This window comes from Bacillus sp. CH_70 (assembly GCF_038007045.1).
Taxonomy (GTDB): domain Bacteria; phylum Bacillota; class Bacilli; order Bacillales; family Bacillaceae_G; genus Bacillus_A; species Bacillus_A cereus.
This window is the reverse complement of sequence record NZ_JBBOWL010000001.1, coordinates 195,256-214,454: the sequence shown is the minus strand read 5'-3', so window position 1 is coordinate 214,454 and position 19,199 is coordinate 195,256. Positions and strand designations below refer to the sequence as shown.

Genomic DNA, 19,199 nt, shown 5'->3' with positions numbered 1-19,199 from the left:
TTATTAGCTTATATCGTTCAGTATATTTTGTCAATTCTTTCTAAATAAATATTTTGAGAATTTTTCCAAAATTATCACTCTATCCTTATACTTTAAGAAAACTCAGCTATAATTCGTATTAAAAACTTAAAAATCTACTTCTATTTCTTCAGCATGAAACATAGAATACTAATAACCAATTACCAAAAAGGGGGCGAAAATATGGACAACCTATTCCAATACGTCCTGCACTACGTATTATTAACAATTATGATAGTCGGGGCGCTATTACTATTCCCGTTCTTCCCAAAGTTCGTCCTCTTTTTAGCTTTTTTTATCATGCTCGGGATCGCTATTATAATTTCAACAAGAGAAGATGCCACGCAAAAAGAGAACAGAGTTCAGCGCGTAAAGCTGTAACTTTGCTCTCTTTTCGTTTTCAATCACTAGTCTCTGTTACACATATTTATCCCGCTATTTGCCGGACAGTAACCCCCCACTGATTAAAGTTTCACTTTATCTCTCGGGAAATAATTAGCCTTTGTTTTTGTGATTACTCCTATTGAACAGCCACTAATGGCATTTATTTTTCACCTTATCATTTCATACTCTTCACAAGCTATGCAAATTGAGAAACACGGATTTATCTAAGTTACTGTTTCACGTGAAACACATCGCTTCATTTAATCTTTAAAGCAAAATATCATTATGAAAAAGCCACTTCCTCCAGCAAAACTGAAAGGAAGTGGCTTTCTACTCTTTACTCCACAATATTCTCTAACTCACTATATAACTTCGCTCGCAACAACTCTTTCATCGTTTTTTCCTCATATAATTTTTCAAGTCTTTCAACATCAGCCACATGTTCCATTTCACATTCTATTGCATATATATCTTCTTCTACATGCATTAACTCATTTTCAATCTCTTCAAGATTCCTAGCTTTTTTCTCTTTTACTGGAACCATTTCAACACTCTTTCTCCCTTGGCGTTTTTGCTTTATTACTTGCTTCTCAAGCTTTTCTTCCCATTTTTGACGAGCCCATGCATAGTTTCCTGCAAACTCAAATAATTTACATTCATCAATCCAGTACGTCTTTTCAAATAACTTATTTAAAAAATAACGATCATGTGAAACAGCTAGGATTGTTCCATTATATTGCTCAAGGGCTTCCTCTAAAACTTCCCTTGATTCAATATCAAGATGGTTTGTCGGCTCATCTAGAATTAGAAAATTGATGTCTTGATACATAAGTTGCGCAAGTCTTAACCTCATTTTTTCTCCACCGCTCAGTTGCGTTACTTTCTTAAATACTGCTGGACCATAAAATAAAAACTTAGCCAATATATGTCTTGCTTCTCCTTCTGTTACAGCTACATACTCTCTAAACGCTTCCAATACATTACTCTTCACATTTCCATACGTATGCTGTGATAAATAACCAATTTTGACACTACTACCAATTCGAATTTCACCAACGTCTGGATTTATTTCTTTTAATAGTAGTTTTAATAATGTAGTCTTTCCTGTACCATTACGACCAACGATAGCCGCACGCTCTTGAAAACGAACATGTAAATTCGCTTGTTCAAATAAAGGTCGGCCAGCAAAACCTTTACTCACTTCTTTCATTACAACAACATCTTTCCCGCTTCTCTCTTGCCCTTCAAACTGAAGACCCATCTGTTTTCGTTCTAAAATTGGCCTCTTTAATTTCTCTATACGTTCTAACGCACGTTCCATATTTCTCGCTCTTTTATGCAATCCTTCATTCGGAGGGTTCGCTTGATTTGCCCATTCACGTAGACGCTTAATTGCTTCTTTCATTTTCTTTATTTTCTTTTGTTGCTCCTGATAAGCTTGAAACTCTTGAAGTAATCTTTCTTCCTTCTCCTCAACGAACTGAGAATAATTCGTATGGTACACGTGAATCTCTCCATCTTCCAAATCAAAAATTTTCGTTACAACTTCATCAAGGAAATAACGATCATGTGAAATAACCATAACTGTTCCAGTGTATTCTTTTAAAAATTGCTCTAACCATTCAACTGCAAATAAATCTAAATGATTTGTTGGTTCATCTAATAGAAGTAAATCTGGTTTCTGCAATAGCATATATGCAAGGCTTACTTTCGTCTGTTCTCCTCCACTTAATTCCGTAAATACTCTTGAAAATAAGTCTGTCACTTGTAAGCCATTTGCTACCTTCATTATATTTGCCTCGATTTCATAACCACCGAGAAACGCAAATTTTTCTTGAATGACTCCGTACCTCTCCATTAGCTTTTCCAAAGCAGATTGTTCCTGTTCCACCGCCATATTTTTTTCTAAAGCATGCATTTCTTTTTCTAATTCCTTTTCTACTTTAAAAGCAGAACTCAATACATCATATACAGTCATAGCCTCATCAAACTTCGGAATTTGTGCGACATGACCAATACGTGTACCTTTCTTCATATGAATGGCTCCTGCATCCAAACTCTCCATTCCCGTTAGAAGCCCAAAGATTGTTGTCTTCCCACTACCGTTACGACCAACTAATCCAACACGTTCACCATTCTTTATTTCAAGCGATATATTTTCAAATATAGTGTTTCCACCAAAAGATTTCGTTACATTATTTACACTACAAATAGTCATTTTCCGTACTCCTTTCAATATAAAAAACCATGAGAAAGAAACATTCCCCATGGTTTTCGGCATAGAAAAAGGAAGCCAAATAGCTCCCTTTTCACACGTTTATTAAAAATGGGTGAAGAGATTTCTATCGTTCAATAGTCACTATGCAATTGTTAAAAAAGGGCATACGTATCCCGTTAACAACTACATCATGAAAAATCGCACGACAAAAATAGATAAAATCTAAAAATTTGGCACGTGCAGCTAAAGAACGTTTCATCTCATTCACCCCTTTCGTACGGAATTTAATACTTACTTCTTTATTATACTTTCCAATTTCATGTTTGAATAGTCATTTTTCTGAAAACAATGAAGATAGACTAAACATTTCAATAAGTGACATCAAATCTTACAAAACTGTTATGTTCACGTAATGGAAAGCGATAGTACGAAAAGATGCCTCCCTATACAATAAAGATGTAAACAAGAGAGACAAACAAAAGGAGGAAACAAACATGATGAAAGAAATCGTAAAAGCAATCTTTGAGGTATTAGTGAACGGACAAGCAGTTGTAAAAGAACTAAATGAACTATAAAAAGGAGTGAAGAAATATGATGAACATGGTGAAAATGATTTTACACGCTTTAGTCGATGCAAAAGCAGTTAGCCAAGAATTAAACCAACAATAAAAAGGGGTATATGAATATGAAGAAAGCCATTATTATCATTGCAAGCACAGCAATTACTTTATACACAATAAAAAATAGAAAAAAGAGAAATAATGAAAATGTTCTATATTATCCATACACACTATTAGAGAAAAAATAAAAGACAAGGTACCCTATCGTAATGAGGATATCTTGTCTTTTATTTTTTCTATATTGCCTTTAGAGGATTTCCTTCTCCTTTTCCCGAATGTATTAAGCGGGATTTTTACACATATTTTAAAGGGGCATATATATAAATGGATACACAACAACTATATTTTTTAAACGATATCGGTAAACAAAAACCAGAAAGTATTCGGAATAGAAGCGCTGCATGTCCATTTTGCGATAAAGAACATTTAACGGATATTTTAGCAACTGATGGTTCTATTATTTGGTTAAAAAATAAATTTCCTACATTACAAGATACATTTCAAACAGTGTTAATTGAAACCGATAATTGCGAAGATCATATCGCAACATATACAGAAGAACATATGCGGAAATTAATGCAATTTTCTATTCAACATTGGTTACACTTACAGAAGAAAGAAGAGTTCGCGTCTGTGATTTTATACAAAAATCACGGTCCATTTTCAGGTGGAAGTTTGCATCATGCACACATGCAAATTATCGGAATGAAACATGTAGATTATCTTGAAAATATTGAAGAAGAAAATTTCCAAGGGGTAATTGTTCAAAAAAACGAACGCATTGAGCTTAACATTTCAGAGCGTCCCATTATTGGCTTCACTGAATTCAATATAATCATTGATAATATTTCATATATAGATGATATGGCAAATTACATTCAGCAAACTGTACGTTACATACTGACAGATTTCCATAAAGGATGCAGTAGTTATAACTTATTCTTCTATTACTTAAATGGAAAAATTATTTGTAAAGTTGTTCCTAGGTTTGTCGTTTCACCGCTGTATGTAGGATATAAAATACCTCAAGTTTCTACAAAACTAGAAGACGTAAAAATACAACTAGCGGAGTATTTCACAAAATGACACGATTATCAAAAAAAATAGAGTAGGTTAAAACCTACTCTTTTATTACACCTTTATTTCGATAGTACACATCTTCTAATCCGATGTTATACTTCATGTTATTATCCGTCCACTCTGGCCCTAAATTCCCTGGCCATCCAGATGTATTCGCTATATATTTCAGTAATGCAAAATCAGTCAAACCTTTTTGCACCCCGCGCTTATATCCTTTCAGTAAATGCGGCATTGCAATTTGTGCATTTGTACGTGGATCTTTTAGCTCATCATCAGTTAAATGTTCTGGTGCAAGCCCGCCGCCGCGGTGCAGTTGAAACAATCCGAATGAAGTTCCATTATCTCCAACACTCCTTGGATTTAATCGACTTTCATGCTCAGCAATTGCAAGAGGTATCCATTCCGGAAGATTTACTTTCTTCGCTTCCTCTATAATGATTTGTTTCACCTGTTTTGCTTCTTCTGAATCAACATAGCTTGTTCCATTCACTAGCTTATCCATTCCTTCAGACTTTCCTTGGAAATATAAATATACTCCAAGAACAACTAAAAATCCTACAAAGAATTTCTTCACTACCTCTACCTCTTTCTCCGCTGAAATTTTTCCCCTTTCAGCCTTCCCTTTACAATTACCTACATTCTATTACTCTTTTATCATAGCAAATAACTATACATATTATCATCATGCTTTAGACCGATTTTGTGAAAAAACAGCTGGTAAATACGTGCAAAAATGTAACTTTCATAGACTATAACGCATTTATTGTATATAATTGTAAATTGAATTCTAAATATAAACTAGGAGAATAATAATATGAAAAAATGGCTGTTACTCTTATTTAGTTTACTACTATTAATTCCTGTCCCTATTTCCGCACAAAAAACTGAACAACCAAAAACCCTTATTTTATATAGTTCAAACGATGATCAAATTACAAGCGATATCCAAATACTTAATACACAAGTAGGGCATTTCACTAATAATATAACAATTAAAAACATAAAACAGTTAGCTGAAATAACTGATAAATCTTCGTATACACATGTTATTTACATGGGTGAAAAACAAGAAGAACTTTCTACTGAAGCAAAGGAATTTCTAGAAGGCTTCCCAGGACCATTACTAGTTTTAGGTCAAAATATAGAACAGTTATCTACTCGTTTTTCATTTATCACACTTAAAAATGAAGATATAAACTCTGATACAATTGAATATCCAACACGTAAACTAAAGAATATATTAGAAGAAGAAAGATCAATTAAACAACTTGATACAAACGGAACAATTCTCGCACATGCTTTAAGAGGAAATAATACTTATCCATTAATTGTACAGCAAAATAATTCTTATTATGTAGCTACTTCTAACCTCTTTGATTGGATATCTTATTATATTGGCGAAAGCCTATTTTCTTATTTTCAGCAAAAACCCGAAACCAATAAAAAATTAGCTTATTTACGTCTTGAGGATGTTCACCCAGCAGCAGATATAAATCAATTGAAAGAAATTGCTGAATTACTAAAAGAGAAGAAGATCCCTTACATGATCACTGTTATTCCTGTATATACAGATCCAGATACAGGTAAAACACTACATTTAAAAGATAAACCCGAACTAGTCGATCTTTTACGCTCTATGCAAGATGATGGCGCAGCGATTATTATGCATGGTTACACTCACCAATTTTATGATAGTGAAACTGGGGAAGGTTTTGAATTTTGGGACGTAAAGACGGATCAACCAATTCGCCAATCGAAACATGAAAAACCGAAGAGAAAAGATGAATTTCCAAATATAGAGTCATATAACCAATATGTAAAAAAAGGGGAAGAGTTTGAGGAAAAATATACGACAGATCATATCGAAAAGGGGATTCAAGAACTTGTAGATGCTAAACTATATCCTGTCGCCTTTGAAGCACCTCATTACACAATGTCTCAAAAAGGGTATGAAATATTATCAAGATACTTTTCAACTTATGTAGGACAACTACAGTTAAGTGATACAACTTGGAAATCCATGCACTCTCCAGCATATAGAAGTACACCATCATTTCTACATGGAATGAAATTAATGCCTGAAACAGTCGGTTTTATTGAAGAAGATAAGCCACAAGCTATTGCTAAAATGAAAGCAAATGCTTTATCCGTTGCTAAATTATCCGATGGGATTATTGGAGCATTCTATCATCCTTACTTAGGTGTGAAACCATTAAAAGAAGTGTTAAAGGATCTAGAGAGTATTCCAAATATAGAATGGATTGATTTACAAAAGGAAAAGAATGAAGTAAAAATGAAAGATATTCATATTACTACGAATAAAGACGGCATTCACGTTAAAAAACCAACAAGTGCAAATGACATAATTGATTATATAAAGCAATATGGCTTCTTCCTTATACTAGGATTCGTTATCATTGTCTTTCTTTTATTATTAAAACGTGCGAAAAAATTAGAATCCTAATACAAAACCACCGAGCGGAACGCTTGGTGGTTTTTTGTCATATATCAAACCGTGGCATTTTACTAAATAAATTCAACTTTTACTTTTTCCGTTACATGATTAAAACTATAATTCCCCTATCCTTTCAAATAAAATTGACTTGTATTTTCATATATTGTTTTTGCGACCTTATCAATGGATATGTTTTTTATAGAACTAATTTCCTTTAATACCTCTCGAATCATTCTTGGGTGCGTTATAACATCCTCTTGAAATTCCCACGGACCATCTGTTTCTACCATCATATATTCAAGCGGATAATACGAAACGATTTTTCTAATCTTCTCCTTATGTAAAACATCCGGTGTAATCGAAATATAATAACCATTTCTCATCATCCGTTTCATTGTTTCATCGCTTCCTTTAAACCAATGGAAGTGTGCACGTGAAACTTTATATTTCTCTAGCAAATCACATACAATGTCAGCATCTTCATAAACTGCGTGTAATACAATCGGCAAATTATACTTACTAGCTAGTTCTATAAATTTTTTCAATACAGCTATGTATGGATCTGCAGCAATTCTTTCATCTTCTTTTCTCAAATAATAGGGCAAACCTACTTCACCAATCGCAACAATTTCCTCTGCGTTCTGTTCAATAAGTTGATAAATCTGTTCACACTCTTCTTTATGAATCTGTTGCTCTGGATGAAACCCTATCGCTGGATATATAAAGGGATACTTCTTCGCTAAAGATAACGTTTCCTTACAAGATTGATAATTCATAGATACCGCAATAAGCCCCTTTATTTCTTTACTATTTTCCACCTCTTTTAGTAATCTGCTCTTCTCTTCATCCTTATATTGATCAACATGTATATGACTATCAATCCATTTCATCTTTATGCCCCCATAAAAAAAACAAGAAAGGACTTCCTTTCTTGTTTTAGCATCTATATTATTTAACAATTAAGTTTGTTATGATATCAAATAATCCAATACACACTACGGCAACAGTAAAGTAGCTACAGAAATCTTTAATTGGTAACTTCACTACTTCTTCTTTACGCATCCCATTTTTCTCCCTTCTTACTAGATCCCTAATTATTTTTCTATCTGTATCTATTATGCAAAAAATATGACAAATTTACTATCGAATTAACTTACGTAAACCTTACAATGTTGTAAGGTTTAAAAAAGATCCCCATCTTTATTCAGATGAGGATTATTAAAAATTAGTTGGTTTTTCATTCTTCATTACAAACAGAAAGTAATACATTGATACTTTCTAGTTACACTATATGAAAATTACTATCTTTTAACTATCGAATTACATTACAGAAGGCTTACATGTTTGTAAGTTATGTGTAATGTAATTCGATAGTTCTCCTTACTTATATTTCGTACAATAAAGTTAGAAAGTAAGCCAAATAAGAAGAACAATCACATAACCAAATTACATTGCTAGTAGCTACTCTTCTTATACCTTTCACCCATGCTACTACAATGTACCCCCTTCCCCTTTATATAACAAAAAAGCCTTAGTCTATATAGACTAAGGCTTTTTTGTTAACCTTAAAAATACCCTTACCCAGTATTTTTATTTTCGACAAAAAATAGCTGGGGGTATATTTCGCTATCTCACCGTTAAAAGTTTACTCTTCGCATTTATAGGAATATTTGCAACCTCAATCTCTTCAATGGACTCACCGTAACGCCCTTTTGCAAAAACCTTTAATGCTTCATCTCTCTTTAACATATGCTTAACCGTTTTCTTTATTTTCTGCTCTCTACCACGTTCATCGAATGCAATAAATTCATATTCATACCACTCATCACCGATATGCTGACCAATCGTATTCACAACCGTATAGTATTCTTTCGTCTTATAAAATGGATTATATTTATCGATAACCGGTCCAAGTTTCGTAGGCAGTAACATTACTACTATCACTATCATCGCTATTATAGTAGTGATGATTTTTTTCTTCATAATAAACATTCCTCCTCTGCAGGATATATATACATCCATTTTAAAAAGGGGGAATAAAATCTACTATTGAATCTCATTACATTACACTTACATTTTTGTAAGAATTAAAAAAGGTGAACGAATTTACTCGTTCACCTTTTAGCTCGCTTTAAAGCCACCGCCAAGTACATCACGTACATCATGTATAACAACGAAAGCATCTTCATCTACCCGGCTAATAACTTGTTTTAACTTAACAAGCTCTTGTTTATTAATAACAACATATAAAACTTCTTTATTTTTACCAGTATATCCGCCGCGCCCTTCTAATACAGTAACACCGCGTGTCATATTTTTCGTAATAGCTTCACGAATTAAATCTGGTTGATTCGAAATAATCGTAACAGCCGTTTTTGTGTCCATTCCTTCTACAATGAAATCAATCACCTTCGCTCCAATGAACACAGCCACAAGTGTATACATCGCCTTTTCTTGCCCTATTATAAATACAGAACCAGCAATTACAACAATATCAATAATTAGTACGCCTTTACCTACACTCCAACCTAAATATTGATTTGCTAACTGAGCTAAAATTGCTGATCCTCCCGATGTACCTCCGGCTTTGAACATACAGCCTAATCCAATACCCACAAATAAACCAGCAAATAAAGCTGCTAATAATGTATCACTATTTACATGATACTCAATATGTTCTGTAACGTATAAAAACAAAGATGTTTCTACAATCCCTAAAATTGTATAAATCATTGTTTTCTTATCAAAAAATTTATAACCAACAGCTAGTAAAATTGCATTTATAGCAAAGTTCACAATTCCTGGTGACCAATCAAATAAGTAGTACGTAACAACCGTTAAACCAATAATTCCACCTTCCGATAAACGGTTTGGAATTGCAAAGTAATTAATACCAATTGCGAATAATAATGAACCAATTGTAATTAGTGTTATTTCCTTTATACGTTGATTAACCATAGTTCATACCCTCCCCCCATTTGACATTGTATCACTATCTCCTAGAGGTTTAGAAGTGGTTTTTATTCCGCATTTTCCCTCTTAAAAATTGAAATATTATGTTTAAACAGAGGGTTGATTAATTATTCATATTTGCTCTAACTGCACGGACAAATCGCTCCACATTCCCTTTCTGAATATACTTAGCGCGAATGGTTTCATGACTACAAGTAAATTCAAAATACGGATGAAAATCTATGCTATCTATATGCAAATATGAATACTCTTTAAATGTTGAAGAATAGTACGGAAATTTCCCGTAAAAAAGGAGACGTCTAGTAGTGGCAACAAAAACCCCATGTTGATACGATAATATAAAATTATCCTTCTCAAATATCCCTACCACAAAAGCCAGAATCTTTTCATCATCATCTACATACTTTTTCATACTCGATAAAAGTTCATTCATGCATATTCCTCCAAATTCTATTCACTGCATTAACACTTGAAAAGAATCCATGGATTATTACAGACCGGTTTAACTCCTTTATAAAGTATGAAACGCGTTTCCTGTCAAAGATATTTCAAAAAAATAATCCGTTATGCGATTATACACATAACGGATTACGATTAAACTGTAGAGCGTTCCACAAGTTCGTATGGAATTTCCAGCTTTTCTTGTTCAGAACTCTCGTCATTCACTTTTCTATGCAACATTTCAAAAGCAGTTTTCCCTATCTCCTTTAAATTTTGATCAATAGTTGTCAATTGTAACACTTGCGAGATAGGTTGATTATCAAAGCCAATAATCGCTAAATCCTCAGGAACTTGAATCCCTAATTTTTCAACCTCTGTCATAACCCCAATCGCAACTTCATCACCTGCTACTATTAATGCTTCAGGAAGATCCTGCATCTCTTTTAACTTATGAGCCACTTTTACACCATCTTCTAGTGTAAAACATTCTGTAAAAATCCATTCTTCATTAACCTCTTCGTCTATAGATTGCAATTGCTGTTTATAAACATCAAAACGTTTTTGGCTACTTGGCCCTAATTTCCTTCCCGTGCAATAACCAATTTTTTTATAACCTTTCTCAATCAAATAATCCATTCCTAATTGAAAGGCCGCTGAATGATTCGTATATACACTTGAGATGTTTGAAATATCATTGTCTTCACAAGCAATTATTGCGCCGTAAGAAGCATACGGTTCTATCGTTTCCCAATCATTTGCACGTGAACAAATAATAAGACCATCCAATTGTTTTGTTTTTAACATATGTAAACTTTTCATTTCTTCTTTTTTATTATAATTCGTTTGGCAAAGTAGCACCCTGTAATTATGCGCTAACGCAGTCTCCATCATTCCGCTCACCATCGCATCAAAACACGGATGATTAATATACGGTAAAATCACACCAACAATATTCGTTTTTCCTTTTGATAAATGAACAGCATTTGCGTTTTGCGAGTAATTCAATTTCTCAACTATCTCTATAACCGCTTTCCTTTTTTCTTCACTTACATATGGGTGATCATTCAACACTCTCGAAACAGTCGTAACTGAAACTCCCGCCATCTTTGCAATATCTTTAATATTAGCCATACACTCACCTCTACCTTTAACTTAATGAATCTCATGAACATATGTCAAATCTTCTTATCATTACACCTTCATTCGTTTCTCTTACAAAAGTGTAATTTTTCTGTAAGCTAATTCGATAGTTACTTTCCGCAACATTTCATACAATTGAGTCAGAAACAGGGTAACAACTATTCGAAAAGGAGCGGATTAATATGCTGAACAAAATGAAAACGAACAATTTCTTAAATACAATGGGCATGGTATTTTCCGCTCTTATCGACGCAAAAGCTGTTGCTTCTACATTAAACAAGTAAGGAGAATATATTATGAATAACATCACTTTTAACAAATTAGATTTTTTAGGACTAGCTAGTGGCTCGCTTCTTCTTACTGCTTTTATTTACGCCGCTACGCTTGTATAACTTTGTGTCCCCTTTCCCCTTTATTATAAATAGTAATAGAAAAGACGACCGTCTATGCCCGGTCGTCTTTTCTTATTTTTGATTTGATTGCAAAGCTTCCTTTAACTCCTCAAACTTCTCATTTAATTGATCTGTCATCATTTTCATAGCGGTTTTTCGATCTATTTGTTCTCCAGCCTCAATTTGAATTGGATCTCCAAAAATCAATTGTGCCTTTTTCCCCTTTATTAATTCTTTTACACTTGATGGACCAACATAAGCTGCTGGTACTAACGGAACATTAGAACGCATCGCAATTGTCACAGCACCCGCTTTTAATGAAACATCTTCCGCTGATCTTGTTCCACTCGGAAAAATCCCTACTACCTTTCCTTCTTTTAATAAACGTGATGGAATTTTAAGTGTACTTGGTCCTGGATTCGCACGATCTACAGGGAATGCATTTACATTTTTAAAGAACCAATTTTTGAATTTCCCTTCAAATAATTCTTTTTTGGCCATGTAATGAATTTGAGTTGGATACATCCCTGTAGCTAACATTAATACATCCATAAAACTTGTATGTGTACATGCAACAACATACGGTCCACCTTCTGGTAGCTTTTCTCTTCCTTGTACTTCTACTTTCCCAGCTGTTTTAAATATATATTTCAACAAAAATGTAATTGGTTTATACATTTATTTCGTTCCTTTCTAAACATCCGAAGTATAATCATATTCTTACAATAATTATAACACTAAGTTTTAGGAGTTGGTAATAAAATTAAGGATGAATTGTTAAATTTCAATTCTTACAAAAGTGTAATTTTCTTGTAAGCTAATTCGATAGTTACTTCTTACTATATTTCATACAATTAAGTCAGAAACAGGGCAACAATTATTCGAAAAGGAGTGGATCAATATGATGAACAAAATGAAAACGAACAATTTCTTAAATACAATGGGCATGGTATTATCGGCTCTTTTCGATGCAAAAGCTGTTGCTTCTACATTAAACAAGTAAGGAGAATGTATTATGAATAACATTACTTTTAACAAATTAGATTTTTTAGGATTAGCTAGCGGCTCTCTTCTTCTTACTGCTTTCATTTACGCTGCTACGCTTGTATAACTTTGTGTCCCCTTTCCCCTTTATATAGAAAAAGACGACCGTCTATGCCCGGTCGTCTTTTTAATTTTTTCTTTCTTTCAATTCTTTTAAAAGCTGTATCAGCTCAGCTTGTTGTTTTATCTTTTTACGACCATTTCGATTAATTGCTGCAAGCTCACAGGCAACTCCGACGGCGAAGAAAAACAATAAACTTTCTAACATGTGAAATCCTCCATTTGCCTATTAAACAGCTTGACGTAATTGCTCTTCTTGTAAAACTCTCTTATTTATATTTTCTTCTTTTCTCTGACAAACGTTATTGCGAATAAGCGCTGCAATAACAAGTACAGTCCCTATAATATCAAACATTGTGATCTGATACCCTTGCATCATCATAATAACTAAAGTCGTAATTGGTACAAAATTAATAAATAAAATCCCATTAATGGATGATAAAATTTTCACACCATAGTTCCAAGCAAGTAGCGCTACAATACCTGGCAATGTCATCATAAATAACAAATCGTACTTCACAATAGAAATCGTTCCCATACTAGGAACTAAAACATATCCAAGCGACGTAATAATTACCGTTATAATTCCTGTAACAGTCGTACCGAATACACACGTCAACGTAGAATAACGTAATGTTGACCAATCACTACACGTTTGACCACCCATCGTATAAATAACCCAGCCTACAACACCAATAAATATAAATGCTAATGAGAACATATTATCTTTCAATGTTACAAAGAAACTCATGTCACCTTTTGTAATAACAAACACAGCTCCTACAAAAGCAATAACCATACTCGTTATCATATACTTCTTCGGTTTTATATGCTTATATCCCCATAAAATACAAATAGAAATCATCGGCATAAGTGATTCCATAATGGAAGCTACCATTACACCCGACTTACCCATTAACATTTGCCCTAAAAATATGAGGACATTATATACTGTAAATGCCATCGTTCCAAAAAAGACGAGTAACTTTCCTCTTCCCTCTAAACGAAATGCCTGTTTTCCTTCTTTCATTAACAACAATACAATCAGCATTATCGCCACTGCTCCATAACGAATAAGCGAAAAATAAAATGGATCTATGTATTCTAGCGCATGATCAGCAACTGGAAACATCGCTCCCCATGACATACTCGCAATTAAACACGCTAAAGCCCCTATTATCATTTGACCTCTTCTCACCGCAATCCCCCGTTTCTTTCTATTTGCACAAAGAGAATTGTAAAAGAAAAAATATATCACGTAAAATGATTCAAAATGATGTTAACTATCATTTATAATGATAGTTAACGTCAAGGGGGATTACAAAATGGAATTACGAGACTTACAAATCTTTAAAAGCGTTGCCGACCAGGGTAGTGTAAGTAGCGCAGCAAAGGAATTAAATTATGTACAATCAAATGTAACTGCACGTATTAAACAACTAGAAAACGAATTAAAAACCCCACTCTTTTACCGCCATAAACGAGGAATGACTTTAACAGCTGAAGGAAGAAAAATGCTCGTTTATGTTAGTAAAATTTTGCAAGATGTCGACGAACTAAAACAAGTATTTTTAGATAGTGAAACACCCTCCGGTATATTAAAAATCGGTACAGTAGAAACAGTAAGTACATTACCTACCATTTTATCTTCTTACTATAAAAGCTATCCGAATGTCGATTTATCATTACAAGCGGGTCTAACAGAAGAATTAATTAGAGAAGTACTTGATCATCAATTAGATGGTGCCTTTATATCAGGTCCTATTAAACATCCACTAATCGAACAATACGATGTTAGTACAGAAAAATTAGTGCTTGTAACACAAAATAAAGCTTTTCATATAGAAGAATTTACAACAACGCCTCTACTCGTTTTTAACCAAGGATGCGGATATCGTTCCAAACTAGAACGATGGCTGAAAGACGAAGGTTTGCTACCAAAAAGAATTATGGAATTCAATATATTAGAGACGATATTAAACAGCGTTGCACTCGGCCTCGGAATTACACTCGTACCACAGTCTGCTGTCCATCATCTTTCTAAAGCAGGTAAGGTACATTGTCATGCAATCCCTCAAAAATACGGCAGTATTTCAACGGTTTTCATACGCCGTAAAGATAGCTACATGACGAATTCAATGCGTAGTTTTTTAAAAACAATTGAAGAACATCATCATATCAATATGCTGTGAAAGACATTCTTACATGAATGTCTTTTTTTCTTACAAAAGTGTAAGTCTTTCGTAAGCTAATTCGATAGTTGCAAGTGGACATATTTCCTATAATTAAGACATAAGCAGGGCAACAACAATTCGAAAAGGAGCGGATACGCATGATGAACAATATGAAATCAAATAAATTTTTAAATACAATGGGCATGGTGCTATCCGCACTTGTCGATGCAAAAGCTGTTGCAACTACATTAAACAAATAAGGAGAGATTATAATGAACAACATTACTTTCAACAAATCAGACTTTATCGGACTTGCAAGTGGAGCTACTCTTCTTACGGCTTTCATTTATACACTTGCTCAAGGTCTTGTTTAACACTTTGTTTCCCCAAACCCCTTTATATATAGAAAAAGCTGCTCGTCTTATAGACAAGCAGCTTTTTAGTTTGTTTCATATATAATTTGACCTGTTTTCGTAATATCATATCCGCCAATCGCATTTAATTCATTATGAAATTCTTCCGATTGCAGAATGTCTTTCACGACTTCAATCAGCTCTTCATTTTCTTTATTCTTCAAAATTACTAAATCATACTGTTCTTTCATGATTGGAATAAAGTCCACATTTACAATTTGCGAAAACTTTTCTGAACCTACTCCTACATCAACTTTTCCATTTGCAACTTGCGTGGCAACACCCAGATGATTCGATTCTTCCCATTCATATCCACTAATATCAGCTTTATTTAATTTTTGGATTCGTAATTGTTCATCCACTAACACTCTAATACCAGAACCCTTTTCTCGATTTACAAACTTTATAGTGGATCCAGATATGTCGGCCCATGTCTTTATTTTCTTCGGATTTTCTTTTTGGACATAAAATCCTACATTTCTGGACAATAAATTAATCATAATACATGGCTGGCCTACTAAAATGCGTTTTACATAAGGAACATTATATGTACCCGTTTCACCATCAAACAAATGCAAACTAACGATACTTCCTTCTCCTTGATACATTTTCACTAAACTTGTTAAGCTACCTTGATACGCCCTTAAAACATTAGAACTTGGCAAACGATTTTCTATACGTTTAGCTAACATATCTAACGTTAGTTCTTGACCACTAATAATACACGTGTTCAAGATACTACTACCATCGTTTTTTACAGGAGTAACTTGTACCTTTCCTGTTTTCATTTGTTTTATATATTGATCTAAATCTGCTGCATCAATGCGCATCTGTCTACCAACTCTATAAGAAGGAAGTTCTCCTTTTTTAATTAAGTCGTATACAGTTAATTTTGATACTTTTAATCGCTTTGCTACTTCTTCCGTTGTGTAGGAATGATGATCCATAGACGATTCCTCACTTTCTTCTTTCATTGTAACAAAGAAAAGAATATTTCTCCTATTTTTTAAAAATAGATATATGTTCAAATTATATTCAATTATAACTAGTTATATTTAGTTATATTTAGTTATAATTAGATGTGTCAAAACGAAAGGGGATTTTTTTATGAATAAATTTACATTACGTTCGATTGGGGCACTTATACTTTCTTTTCTTCTTATATTTAGTGTTGCATGTACAAACGGAGATAAGAAAGAGAAATCAACTGCTAAAGAAGGAAAAGCAGTTGAACTTACTATCTCAGCTGCTGCAAGCTTACAAGATGCATTAAAAGAAATTGAAAAACAATATAAAGAAAAAGAACCAAATATTAAACTTTCTTTTAACTTCGGTGCTTCTGGAGCACTTCAACAACAAATTGAACAAGGTGCACCTGCTGATTTATTCTTCTCTGCTGCAGAAGATAAATTCCAAATCCTTGTAAAAAAAGGATTCATTAATGAAAAAGAAGGGAAAAATCTTCTTGGAAATGAACTAGTTCTAGTCATCCCTAAAGATAGTTCTCTTACAAAATTTCAAGATTTAAAAGATGAGAAAATCAAAAAAATCGCACTTGGTACACCTGAATCTGTACCTGCTGGCAAATATGCAAAGGCCTCTCTAACACACGAAAACCTTTGGAATGATGTTCAAAATAAAGTCGTATTTACAAAAGATGTTCGCCAAGTGTTAACATATGTAGAAACAGGAAATGTCAATGCTGGTATCGTATACAAAACAGATGCTCTCATTTCAGATAAAGTAAAAATTGGTGAAACAGCAGCAGCTACTTCTCATGAGCCAATCCACTATCCTTTAGGTGTTATAAAGGAATCTAAACATAAGAAAGAGGCGACTTCATTTTATGAGTATTTGCAGTCAAAAGATGCACAATCTATCTTTAAGAAATATGGATTTACAGTCCTGTCGTAATTACTATGAGCATTGATGCTATTATATCGCCTGTCTTTCTATCTTTAAGAGTAGCTGCGTGTGCCACTATTCTCGTTACAATTTTAGGGACGATTGTCGGGCGAGCACTAGCTCGCTCCTCATGGCGATATAAAGTACTATTAGAAACCATATTTTTATTACCAATGGTACTTCCACCAACTGTTATCGGCTTCTTTCTCATTATCATTTTTGGAAACAACAGCCCGATCGGAAGGTGGGTTGAATCATTATTTCAGCAGTCTATTATGTTCACATCTACCGCTGCGATCATCGCTTCTACAGTTGTTGCATTTCCGCTTATGTACCAATCAGCGAAAACAGGATTTTCTATCGCAAATGTACAAATTGAAGAAAGTGCTCGTGACCTTGGCGCAAGTGAATATCAAGTTTTTCTGCACGTTACACTTCCGCTCGCATTTCCTGCATTACTAAGCGGGATGATTTTGAGCTTTGTCCGCGCGCTCGGTGAGTTTGGTGCTACACTCATGTTTGCCGGGAATATCCCTGGTAAAACACAGACAATCCCGACTGCAATTTACATGGCCATTGACGCAAGTAATATGCAACTCGCCTGGACACTTGTGGTTATCACTATTAGTATGTCACTCCTATTTCTGCTATGTATTCAGCTTATTAACAAAAGAATTACTAACCCTTAAAGCAGCTTTTTTGGAAGCTGCTTCTTTATTTCTTAGGAAATAAAATATACCACCGGGAAATAACTGAATTTTACCTCTTATTTAAATATACATTTTATTTGAATTCACTTTCTAAAATAGGCAATTTCCTGTTATTATATGGAGGTGTTTCAAAAAATGAAGAAATGAAAACGCATTTATATCGTGAATTCTTCATCCTGTTTTAGCGATCGGTAATCTTCTACTCTATTAGTGGGGCATTACCGATCGTTAGAACGATATGTAACTATATTGGTATAGCAAACCGAAGGGAGTCTTGTAATGGACATTTTATTAGCGCTTCTTCCTGCAATTGCATGGGGAAACATCTTATTAGTAAGCGTAAAAATGGGCGGTGGTGCATATAGCCAAACGGTAGGTATGACAATCGGTGCTCTATTCTTCGCAACAATTATGTATGTATTTACTCAACCAGCTTTAACAATGACAGTCTTAATTGTTGGGTTTATTTCAGGTTTATTCTGGGCTTTAGGACAAGTAAACCAATTAAAAACAGTTGAAAAACTAGGTGTTTCAACTACCGTAACAATTTCTACTGGTATGCAACTTGTTGCAACTTCTATCTTTGGGGTTATCGCTTTCCGTGAGTGGACTACTACTACAACGATTATTCTGGGAACGATTGCAATCCTATTAATCGTAGTTGGTGTTGTATTCACATCACTAGATGATAAAGAAAATGCTCAGCCACCAGGACAATTGAAAAAAGGACTTCTTACTTTAATTGTTTCTACTTTCGGCTATCTTGTATATGTAATTATTATTCGTTGGTATAATATCGATGGTTGGTCTGCTATTTTACCACAAGCAGTTGGTATGTTTGTTGGTGCGGTTGTACTGACATCTAAACATAAACCATTTAACAAATATGCAATCCGTAATGCTTTATCTGGTTTACTATGGGGAACTGGAAACTTATTCTTACTTCTTTCATTACCACGTGTTGGAGTAGCAACAAGCTTCCCATTATCTCAAACTGGAATCGTTATCTCAACATTCGGTGCGATTGTATTCTTAGGTGAAAAGAAAACAAAACGTCAATTGATCTTTATTGCACTAGGTAGTGTTTTAATTATCGGCGGCGCTGTATTACTTGGTATGACAAAAGCTTAATCTTATATTCTATTAGTAAACCCCTGAAGCATATATGCTTC

23 protein-coding genes are annotated in these 19,199 nt (G+C 33.9%); 11 read left to right on the top strand and 12 right to left on the bottom strand.

What is annotated here, in order from left to right; genetic code table 11:
• The first annotated feature begins 201 nt into the window (after nt 1-201).
• The gene (locus N2V79_RS01210; RefSeq protein WP_142337516.1) at nt 202-399 is read left to right on the top strand and encodes a hypothetical protein; all 198 of its coding nucleotides are present in this window, start codon (nt 202-204) and stop codon (nt 397-399) included.
• A 340-nt stretch (nt 400-739) separates the two neighbouring features.
• Here N2V79_RS01210 and abc-f read toward each other — a convergent pair whose 3' ends face one another.
• Together abc-f and N2V79_RS01200 are read right to left on the bottom strand one after the other, a co-directional pair.
• Nucleotides 740-2,671, bottom strand: coding sequence for a ribosomal protection-like ABC-F family protein (gene abc-f / locus N2V79_RS01205; protein ID WP_140155682.1), 1,932 nt, complete (start codon nt 2,669-2,671; stop codon nt 740-742).
• Nucleotides 2,672-2,744: 73 nt separating this feature from the next.
• Nucleotides 2,745-2,879 (bottom strand): RAxF-45 family protein, encoded by a 135-nt coding sequence (locus tag N2V79_RS01200; RefSeq protein WP_000830643.1) that lies wholly within the window; start codon nt 2,877-2,879, stop codon nt 2,745-2,747.
• Between the two features lie 420 nt (nt 2,880-3,299).
• Here N2V79_RS01200 and N2V79_RS01195 point away from each other — a divergent pair, with 420 nt between their 5' ends.
• Both N2V79_RS01195 and N2V79_RS01190 read left to right on the top strand, forming a co-directional pair.
• A complete protein-coding gene (locus N2V79_RS01195) occupies nt 3,300-3,428 on the top strand; it encodes a hypothetical protein (RefSeq protein ID WP_053565418.1) in 129 nt (42 codons plus the stop codon).
• 136 nt (nt 3,429-3,564) lie between these two features.
• Nucleotides 3,565-4,326 carry a DUF4931 domain-containing protein gene (locus tag N2V79_RS01190; RefSeq protein ID WP_053565419.1) on the top strand — a complete coding sequence of 254 codons (762 nt, stop codon included), beginning with the start codon at nt 3,565-3,567 and terminating at the stop codon, nt 4,324-4,326.
• Nucleotides 4,327-4,360: 34 nt separating this feature from the next.
• Here the strand turns inward: N2V79_RS01190 and N2V79_RS01185 are convergent, their stop codons facing one another.
• Complete coding sequence (locus tag N2V79_RS01185; RefSeq protein ID WP_000713252.1) at nt 4,361-4,894, bottom strand: transglycosylase SLT domain-containing protein; 534 nt, start codon at nt 4,892-4,894, stop codon at nt 4,361-4,363.
• A gap of 240 nt (nt 4,895-5,134) precedes the next feature.
• On the opposite strand from N2V79_RS01185, the gene N2V79_RS01180 reads away from it, so the two are divergent.
• A complete protein-coding gene (locus N2V79_RS01180) occupies nt 5,135-6,784 on the top strand; it encodes a DUF2334 domain-containing protein (RefSeq protein WP_053565420.1) in 1,650 nt (549 codons plus the stop codon).
• 116 nt (nt 6,785-6,900) lie between these two features.
• Here N2V79_RS01180 and N2V79_RS01175 read toward each other — a convergent pair whose 3' ends face one another.
• From N2V79_RS01175 to N2V79_RS01155, 5 genes are all read right to left on the bottom strand, one after another.
• Entirely contained in the window at nt 6,901-7,665 is a 765-nt protein-coding gene (locus N2V79_RS01175) for a TatD family hydrolase (RefSeq protein ID WP_053565421.1), read from the bottom strand.
• Nucleotides 7,666-8,401: 736 nt separating this feature from the next.
• Complete coding sequence (locus N2V79_RS01170; protein ID WP_254490120.1) at nt 8,402-8,758, bottom strand: YxeA family protein; 357 nt, start codon at nt 8,756-8,758, stop codon at nt 8,402-8,404.
• Nucleotides 8,759-8,896: 138 nt separating this feature from the next.
• Nucleotides 8,897-9,733 (bottom strand): YitT family protein, encoded by an 837-nt coding sequence (locus tag N2V79_RS01165; protein ID WP_000248045.1) that lies wholly within the window; start codon nt 9,731-9,733, stop codon nt 8,897-8,899.
• 118 nt (nt 9,734-9,851) lie between these two features.
• Nucleotides 9,852-10,181: a PH domain-containing protein gene (locus N2V79_RS01160; RefSeq protein WP_001004245.1), complete on the bottom strand. Its 330-nt coding sequence runs from the start codon at nt 10,179-10,181 to the stop codon at nt 9,852-9,854.
• A 161-nt stretch (nt 10,182-10,342) separates the two neighbouring features.
• Entirely contained in the window at nt 10,343-11,320 is a 978-nt protein-coding gene (locus N2V79_RS01155; RefSeq protein ID WP_001273903.1) for a LacI family DNA-binding transcriptional regulator, read from the bottom strand.
• Between the two features lie 305 nt (nt 11,321-11,625).
• Here N2V79_RS01155 and N2V79_RS01150 point away from each other — a divergent pair, with 305 nt between their 5' ends.
• A complete protein-coding gene (locus N2V79_RS01150) occupies nt 11,626-11,721 on the top strand; it encodes a DUF3948 family protein (RefSeq protein WP_001060007.1) in 96 nt (31 codons plus the stop codon).
• 72 nt (nt 11,722-11,793) lie between these two features.
• Here the strand turns inward: N2V79_RS01150 and N2V79_RS01145 are convergent, their stop codons facing one another.
• Nucleotides 11,794-12,399 carry a lysophospholipid acyltransferase family protein gene (locus tag N2V79_RS01145; RefSeq protein ID WP_000277778.1) on the bottom strand — a complete coding sequence of 202 codons (606 nt, stop codon included), beginning with the start codon at nt 12,397-12,399 and terminating at the stop codon, nt 11,794-11,796.
• 337 nt (nt 12,400-12,736) lie between these two features.
• Here N2V79_RS01145 and N2V79_RS01140 point away from each other — a divergent pair, with 337 nt between their 5' ends.
• On the top strand, nt 12,737-12,832 hold the full coding sequence (locus N2V79_RS01140) for a DUF3948 family protein (protein WP_001060007.1): 96 nt from the start codon (nt 12,737-12,739) through the stop codon (nt 12,830-12,832).
• Nucleotides 12,833-12,892: 60 nt separating this feature from the next.
• Here N2V79_RS01140 and N2V79_RS01135 read toward each other — a convergent pair whose 3' ends face one another.
• Complete coding sequence (locus N2V79_RS01135; protein ID WP_000894065.1) at nt 12,893-13,033, bottom strand: YrzO family protein; 141 nt, start codon at nt 13,031-13,033, stop codon at nt 12,893-12,895.
• 21 nt (nt 13,034-13,054) lie between these two features.
• Nucleotides 13,055-14,023 (bottom strand): DMT family transporter, encoded by a 969-nt coding sequence (locus tag N2V79_RS01130; protein WP_340719524.1) that lies wholly within the window; start codon nt 14,021-14,023, stop codon nt 13,055-13,057.
• Between the two features lie 127 nt (nt 14,024-14,150).
• Between N2V79_RS01130 and N2V79_RS01125 the strand changes: the two genes are divergently transcribed.
• On the top strand, nt 14,151-15,017 hold the full coding sequence (locus N2V79_RS01125) for a LysR family transcriptional regulator (RefSeq protein ID WP_053565422.1): 867 nt from the start codon (nt 14,151-14,153) through the stop codon (nt 15,015-15,017).
• A 254-nt stretch (nt 15,018-15,271) separates the two neighbouring features.
• On the top strand, nt 15,272-15,373 hold the full coding sequence (locus N2V79_RS01120) for a DUF3948 family protein (RefSeq protein WP_001060018.1): 102 nt from the start codon (nt 15,272-15,274) through the stop codon (nt 15,371-15,373).
• Nucleotides 15,374-15,438: 65 nt separating this feature from the next.
• Here the strand turns inward: N2V79_RS01120 and N2V79_RS01115 are convergent, their stop codons facing one another.
• Nucleotides 15,439-16,359, bottom strand: a complete 921-nt coding sequence (locus N2V79_RS01115; RefSeq protein WP_340719523.1) for a substrate-binding domain-containing protein — start codon at nt 16,357-16,359, stop codon at nt 15,439-15,441.
• 160 nt (nt 16,360-16,519) lie between these two features.
• On the opposite strand from N2V79_RS01115, the gene modA reads away from it, so the two are divergent.
• From modA to N2V79_RS01100, 3 genes are all read left to right on the top strand, one after another.
• The gene (modA, locus tag N2V79_RS01110; RefSeq protein ID WP_053565423.1) at nt 16,520-17,326 is read left to right on the top strand and encodes a molybdate ABC transporter substrate-binding protein; all 807 of its coding nucleotides are present in this window, start codon (nt 16,520-16,522) and stop codon (nt 17,324-17,326) included.
• A 5-nt stretch (nt 17,327-17,331) separates the two neighbouring features.
• Nucleotides 17,332-18,006, top strand: coding sequence for a molybdate ABC transporter permease subunit (gene modB / locus N2V79_RS01105; RefSeq protein WP_002152004.1), 675 nt, complete (start codon nt 17,332-17,334; stop codon nt 18,004-18,006).
• A 300-nt stretch (nt 18,007-18,306) separates the two neighbouring features.
• Nucleotides 18,307-19,158 carry a GRP family sugar transporter gene (locus N2V79_RS01100; RefSeq protein ID WP_000353546.1) on the top strand — a complete coding sequence of 284 codons (852 nt, stop codon included), beginning with the start codon at nt 18,307-18,309 and terminating at the stop codon, nt 19,156-19,158.
• Nucleotides 19,159-19,199: the final 41 nt, after the last annotated feature.

Excerpts from the sequence above, each read along its gene's own strand:
- N2V79_RS01145 (WP_000277778.1), bottom strand. The coding sequence starts at position 12,399 with ATGTATAAACCAATTACATTTTTGTTGAAATATATATTTAAAACAGCT.
- N2V79_RS01195 (WP_053565418.1), top strand. The coding sequence starts at position 3,300 with ATGAATATGAAGAAAGCCATTATTATCATTGCAAGCACAGCAATTACT.
- modA (WP_053565423.1), top strand. The coding sequence starts at position 16,520 with ATGAATAAATTTACATTACGTTCGATTGGGGCACTTATACTTTCTTTT.
- N2V79_RS01120 (WP_001060018.1), top strand. The coding sequence starts at position 15,272 with ATGAACAACATTACTTTCAACAAATCAGACTTTATCGGACTTGCAAGT.
- N2V79_RS01210 (WP_142337516.1), top strand. The coding sequence starts at position 202 with ATGGACAACCTATTCCAATACGTCCTGCACTACGTATTATTAACAATT.
- abc-f (WP_140155682.1), bottom strand. The coding sequence starts at position 2,671 with ATGGGGAATGTTTCTTTCTCATGGTTTTTTATATTGAAAGGAGTACGG.
- modB (WP_002152004.1), top strand. The coding sequence starts at position 17,332 with ATGAGCATTGATGCTATTATATCGCCTGTCTTTCTATCTTTAAGAGTA.
- N2V79_RS01140 (WP_001060007.1), top strand. The coding sequence starts at position 12,737 with ATGAATAACATTACTTTTAACAAATTAGATTTTTTAGGATTAGCTAGC.
- N2V79_RS01155 (WP_001273903.1), bottom strand. The coding sequence starts at position 11,320 with ATGGCTAATATTAAAGATATTGCAAAGATGGCGGGAGTTTCAGTTACG.
- N2V79_RS01175 (WP_053565421.1), bottom strand. The coding sequence starts at position 7,665 with ATGAAATGGATTGATAGTCATATACATGTTGATCAATATAAGGATGAA.
- N2V79_RS01125 (WP_053565422.1), top strand. The coding sequence starts at position 14,151 with ATGGAATTACGAGACTTACAAATCTTTAAAAGCGTTGCCGACCAGGGT.
- N2V79_RS01115 (WP_340719523.1), bottom strand. The coding sequence starts at position 16,359 with ATGGATCATCATTCCTACACAACGGAAGAAGTAGCAAAGCGATTAAAA.
- N2V79_RS01100 (WP_000353546.1), top strand. The coding sequence starts at position 18,307 with ATGGACATTTTATTAGCGCTTCTTCCTGCAATTGCATGGGGAAACATC.
- N2V79_RS01170 (WP_254490120.1), bottom strand. The coding sequence starts at position 8,758 with ATGAAGAAAAAAATCATCACTACTATAATAGCGATGATAGTGATAGTA.
- N2V79_RS01160 (WP_001004245.1), bottom strand. The coding sequence starts at position 10,181 with ATGAATGAACTTTTATCGAGTATGAAAAAGTATGTAGATGATGATGAA.
- N2V79_RS01135 (WP_000894065.1), bottom strand. The coding sequence starts at position 13,033 with ATGTTAGAAAGTTTATTGTTTTTCTTCGCCGTCGGAGTTGCCTGTGAG.
- N2V79_RS01165 (WP_000248045.1), bottom strand. The coding sequence starts at position 9,733 with ATGGTTAATCAACGTATAAAGGAAATAACACTAATTACAATTGGTTCA.
- N2V79_RS01190 (WP_053565419.1), top strand. The coding sequence starts at position 3,565 with ATGGATACACAACAACTATATTTTTTAAACGATATCGGTAAACAAAAA.
- N2V79_RS01180 (WP_053565420.1), top strand. The coding sequence starts at position 5,135 with ATGAAAAAATGGCTGTTACTCTTATTTAGTTTACTACTATTAATTCCT.
- N2V79_RS01150 (WP_001060007.1), top strand. The coding sequence starts at position 11,626 with ATGAATAACATCACTTTTAACAAATTAGATTTTTTAGGACTAGCTAGT.
- N2V79_RS01200 (WP_000830643.1), bottom strand. The coding sequence starts at position 2,879 with ATGAAACGTTCTTTAGCTGCACGTGCCAAATTTTTAGATTTTATCTAT.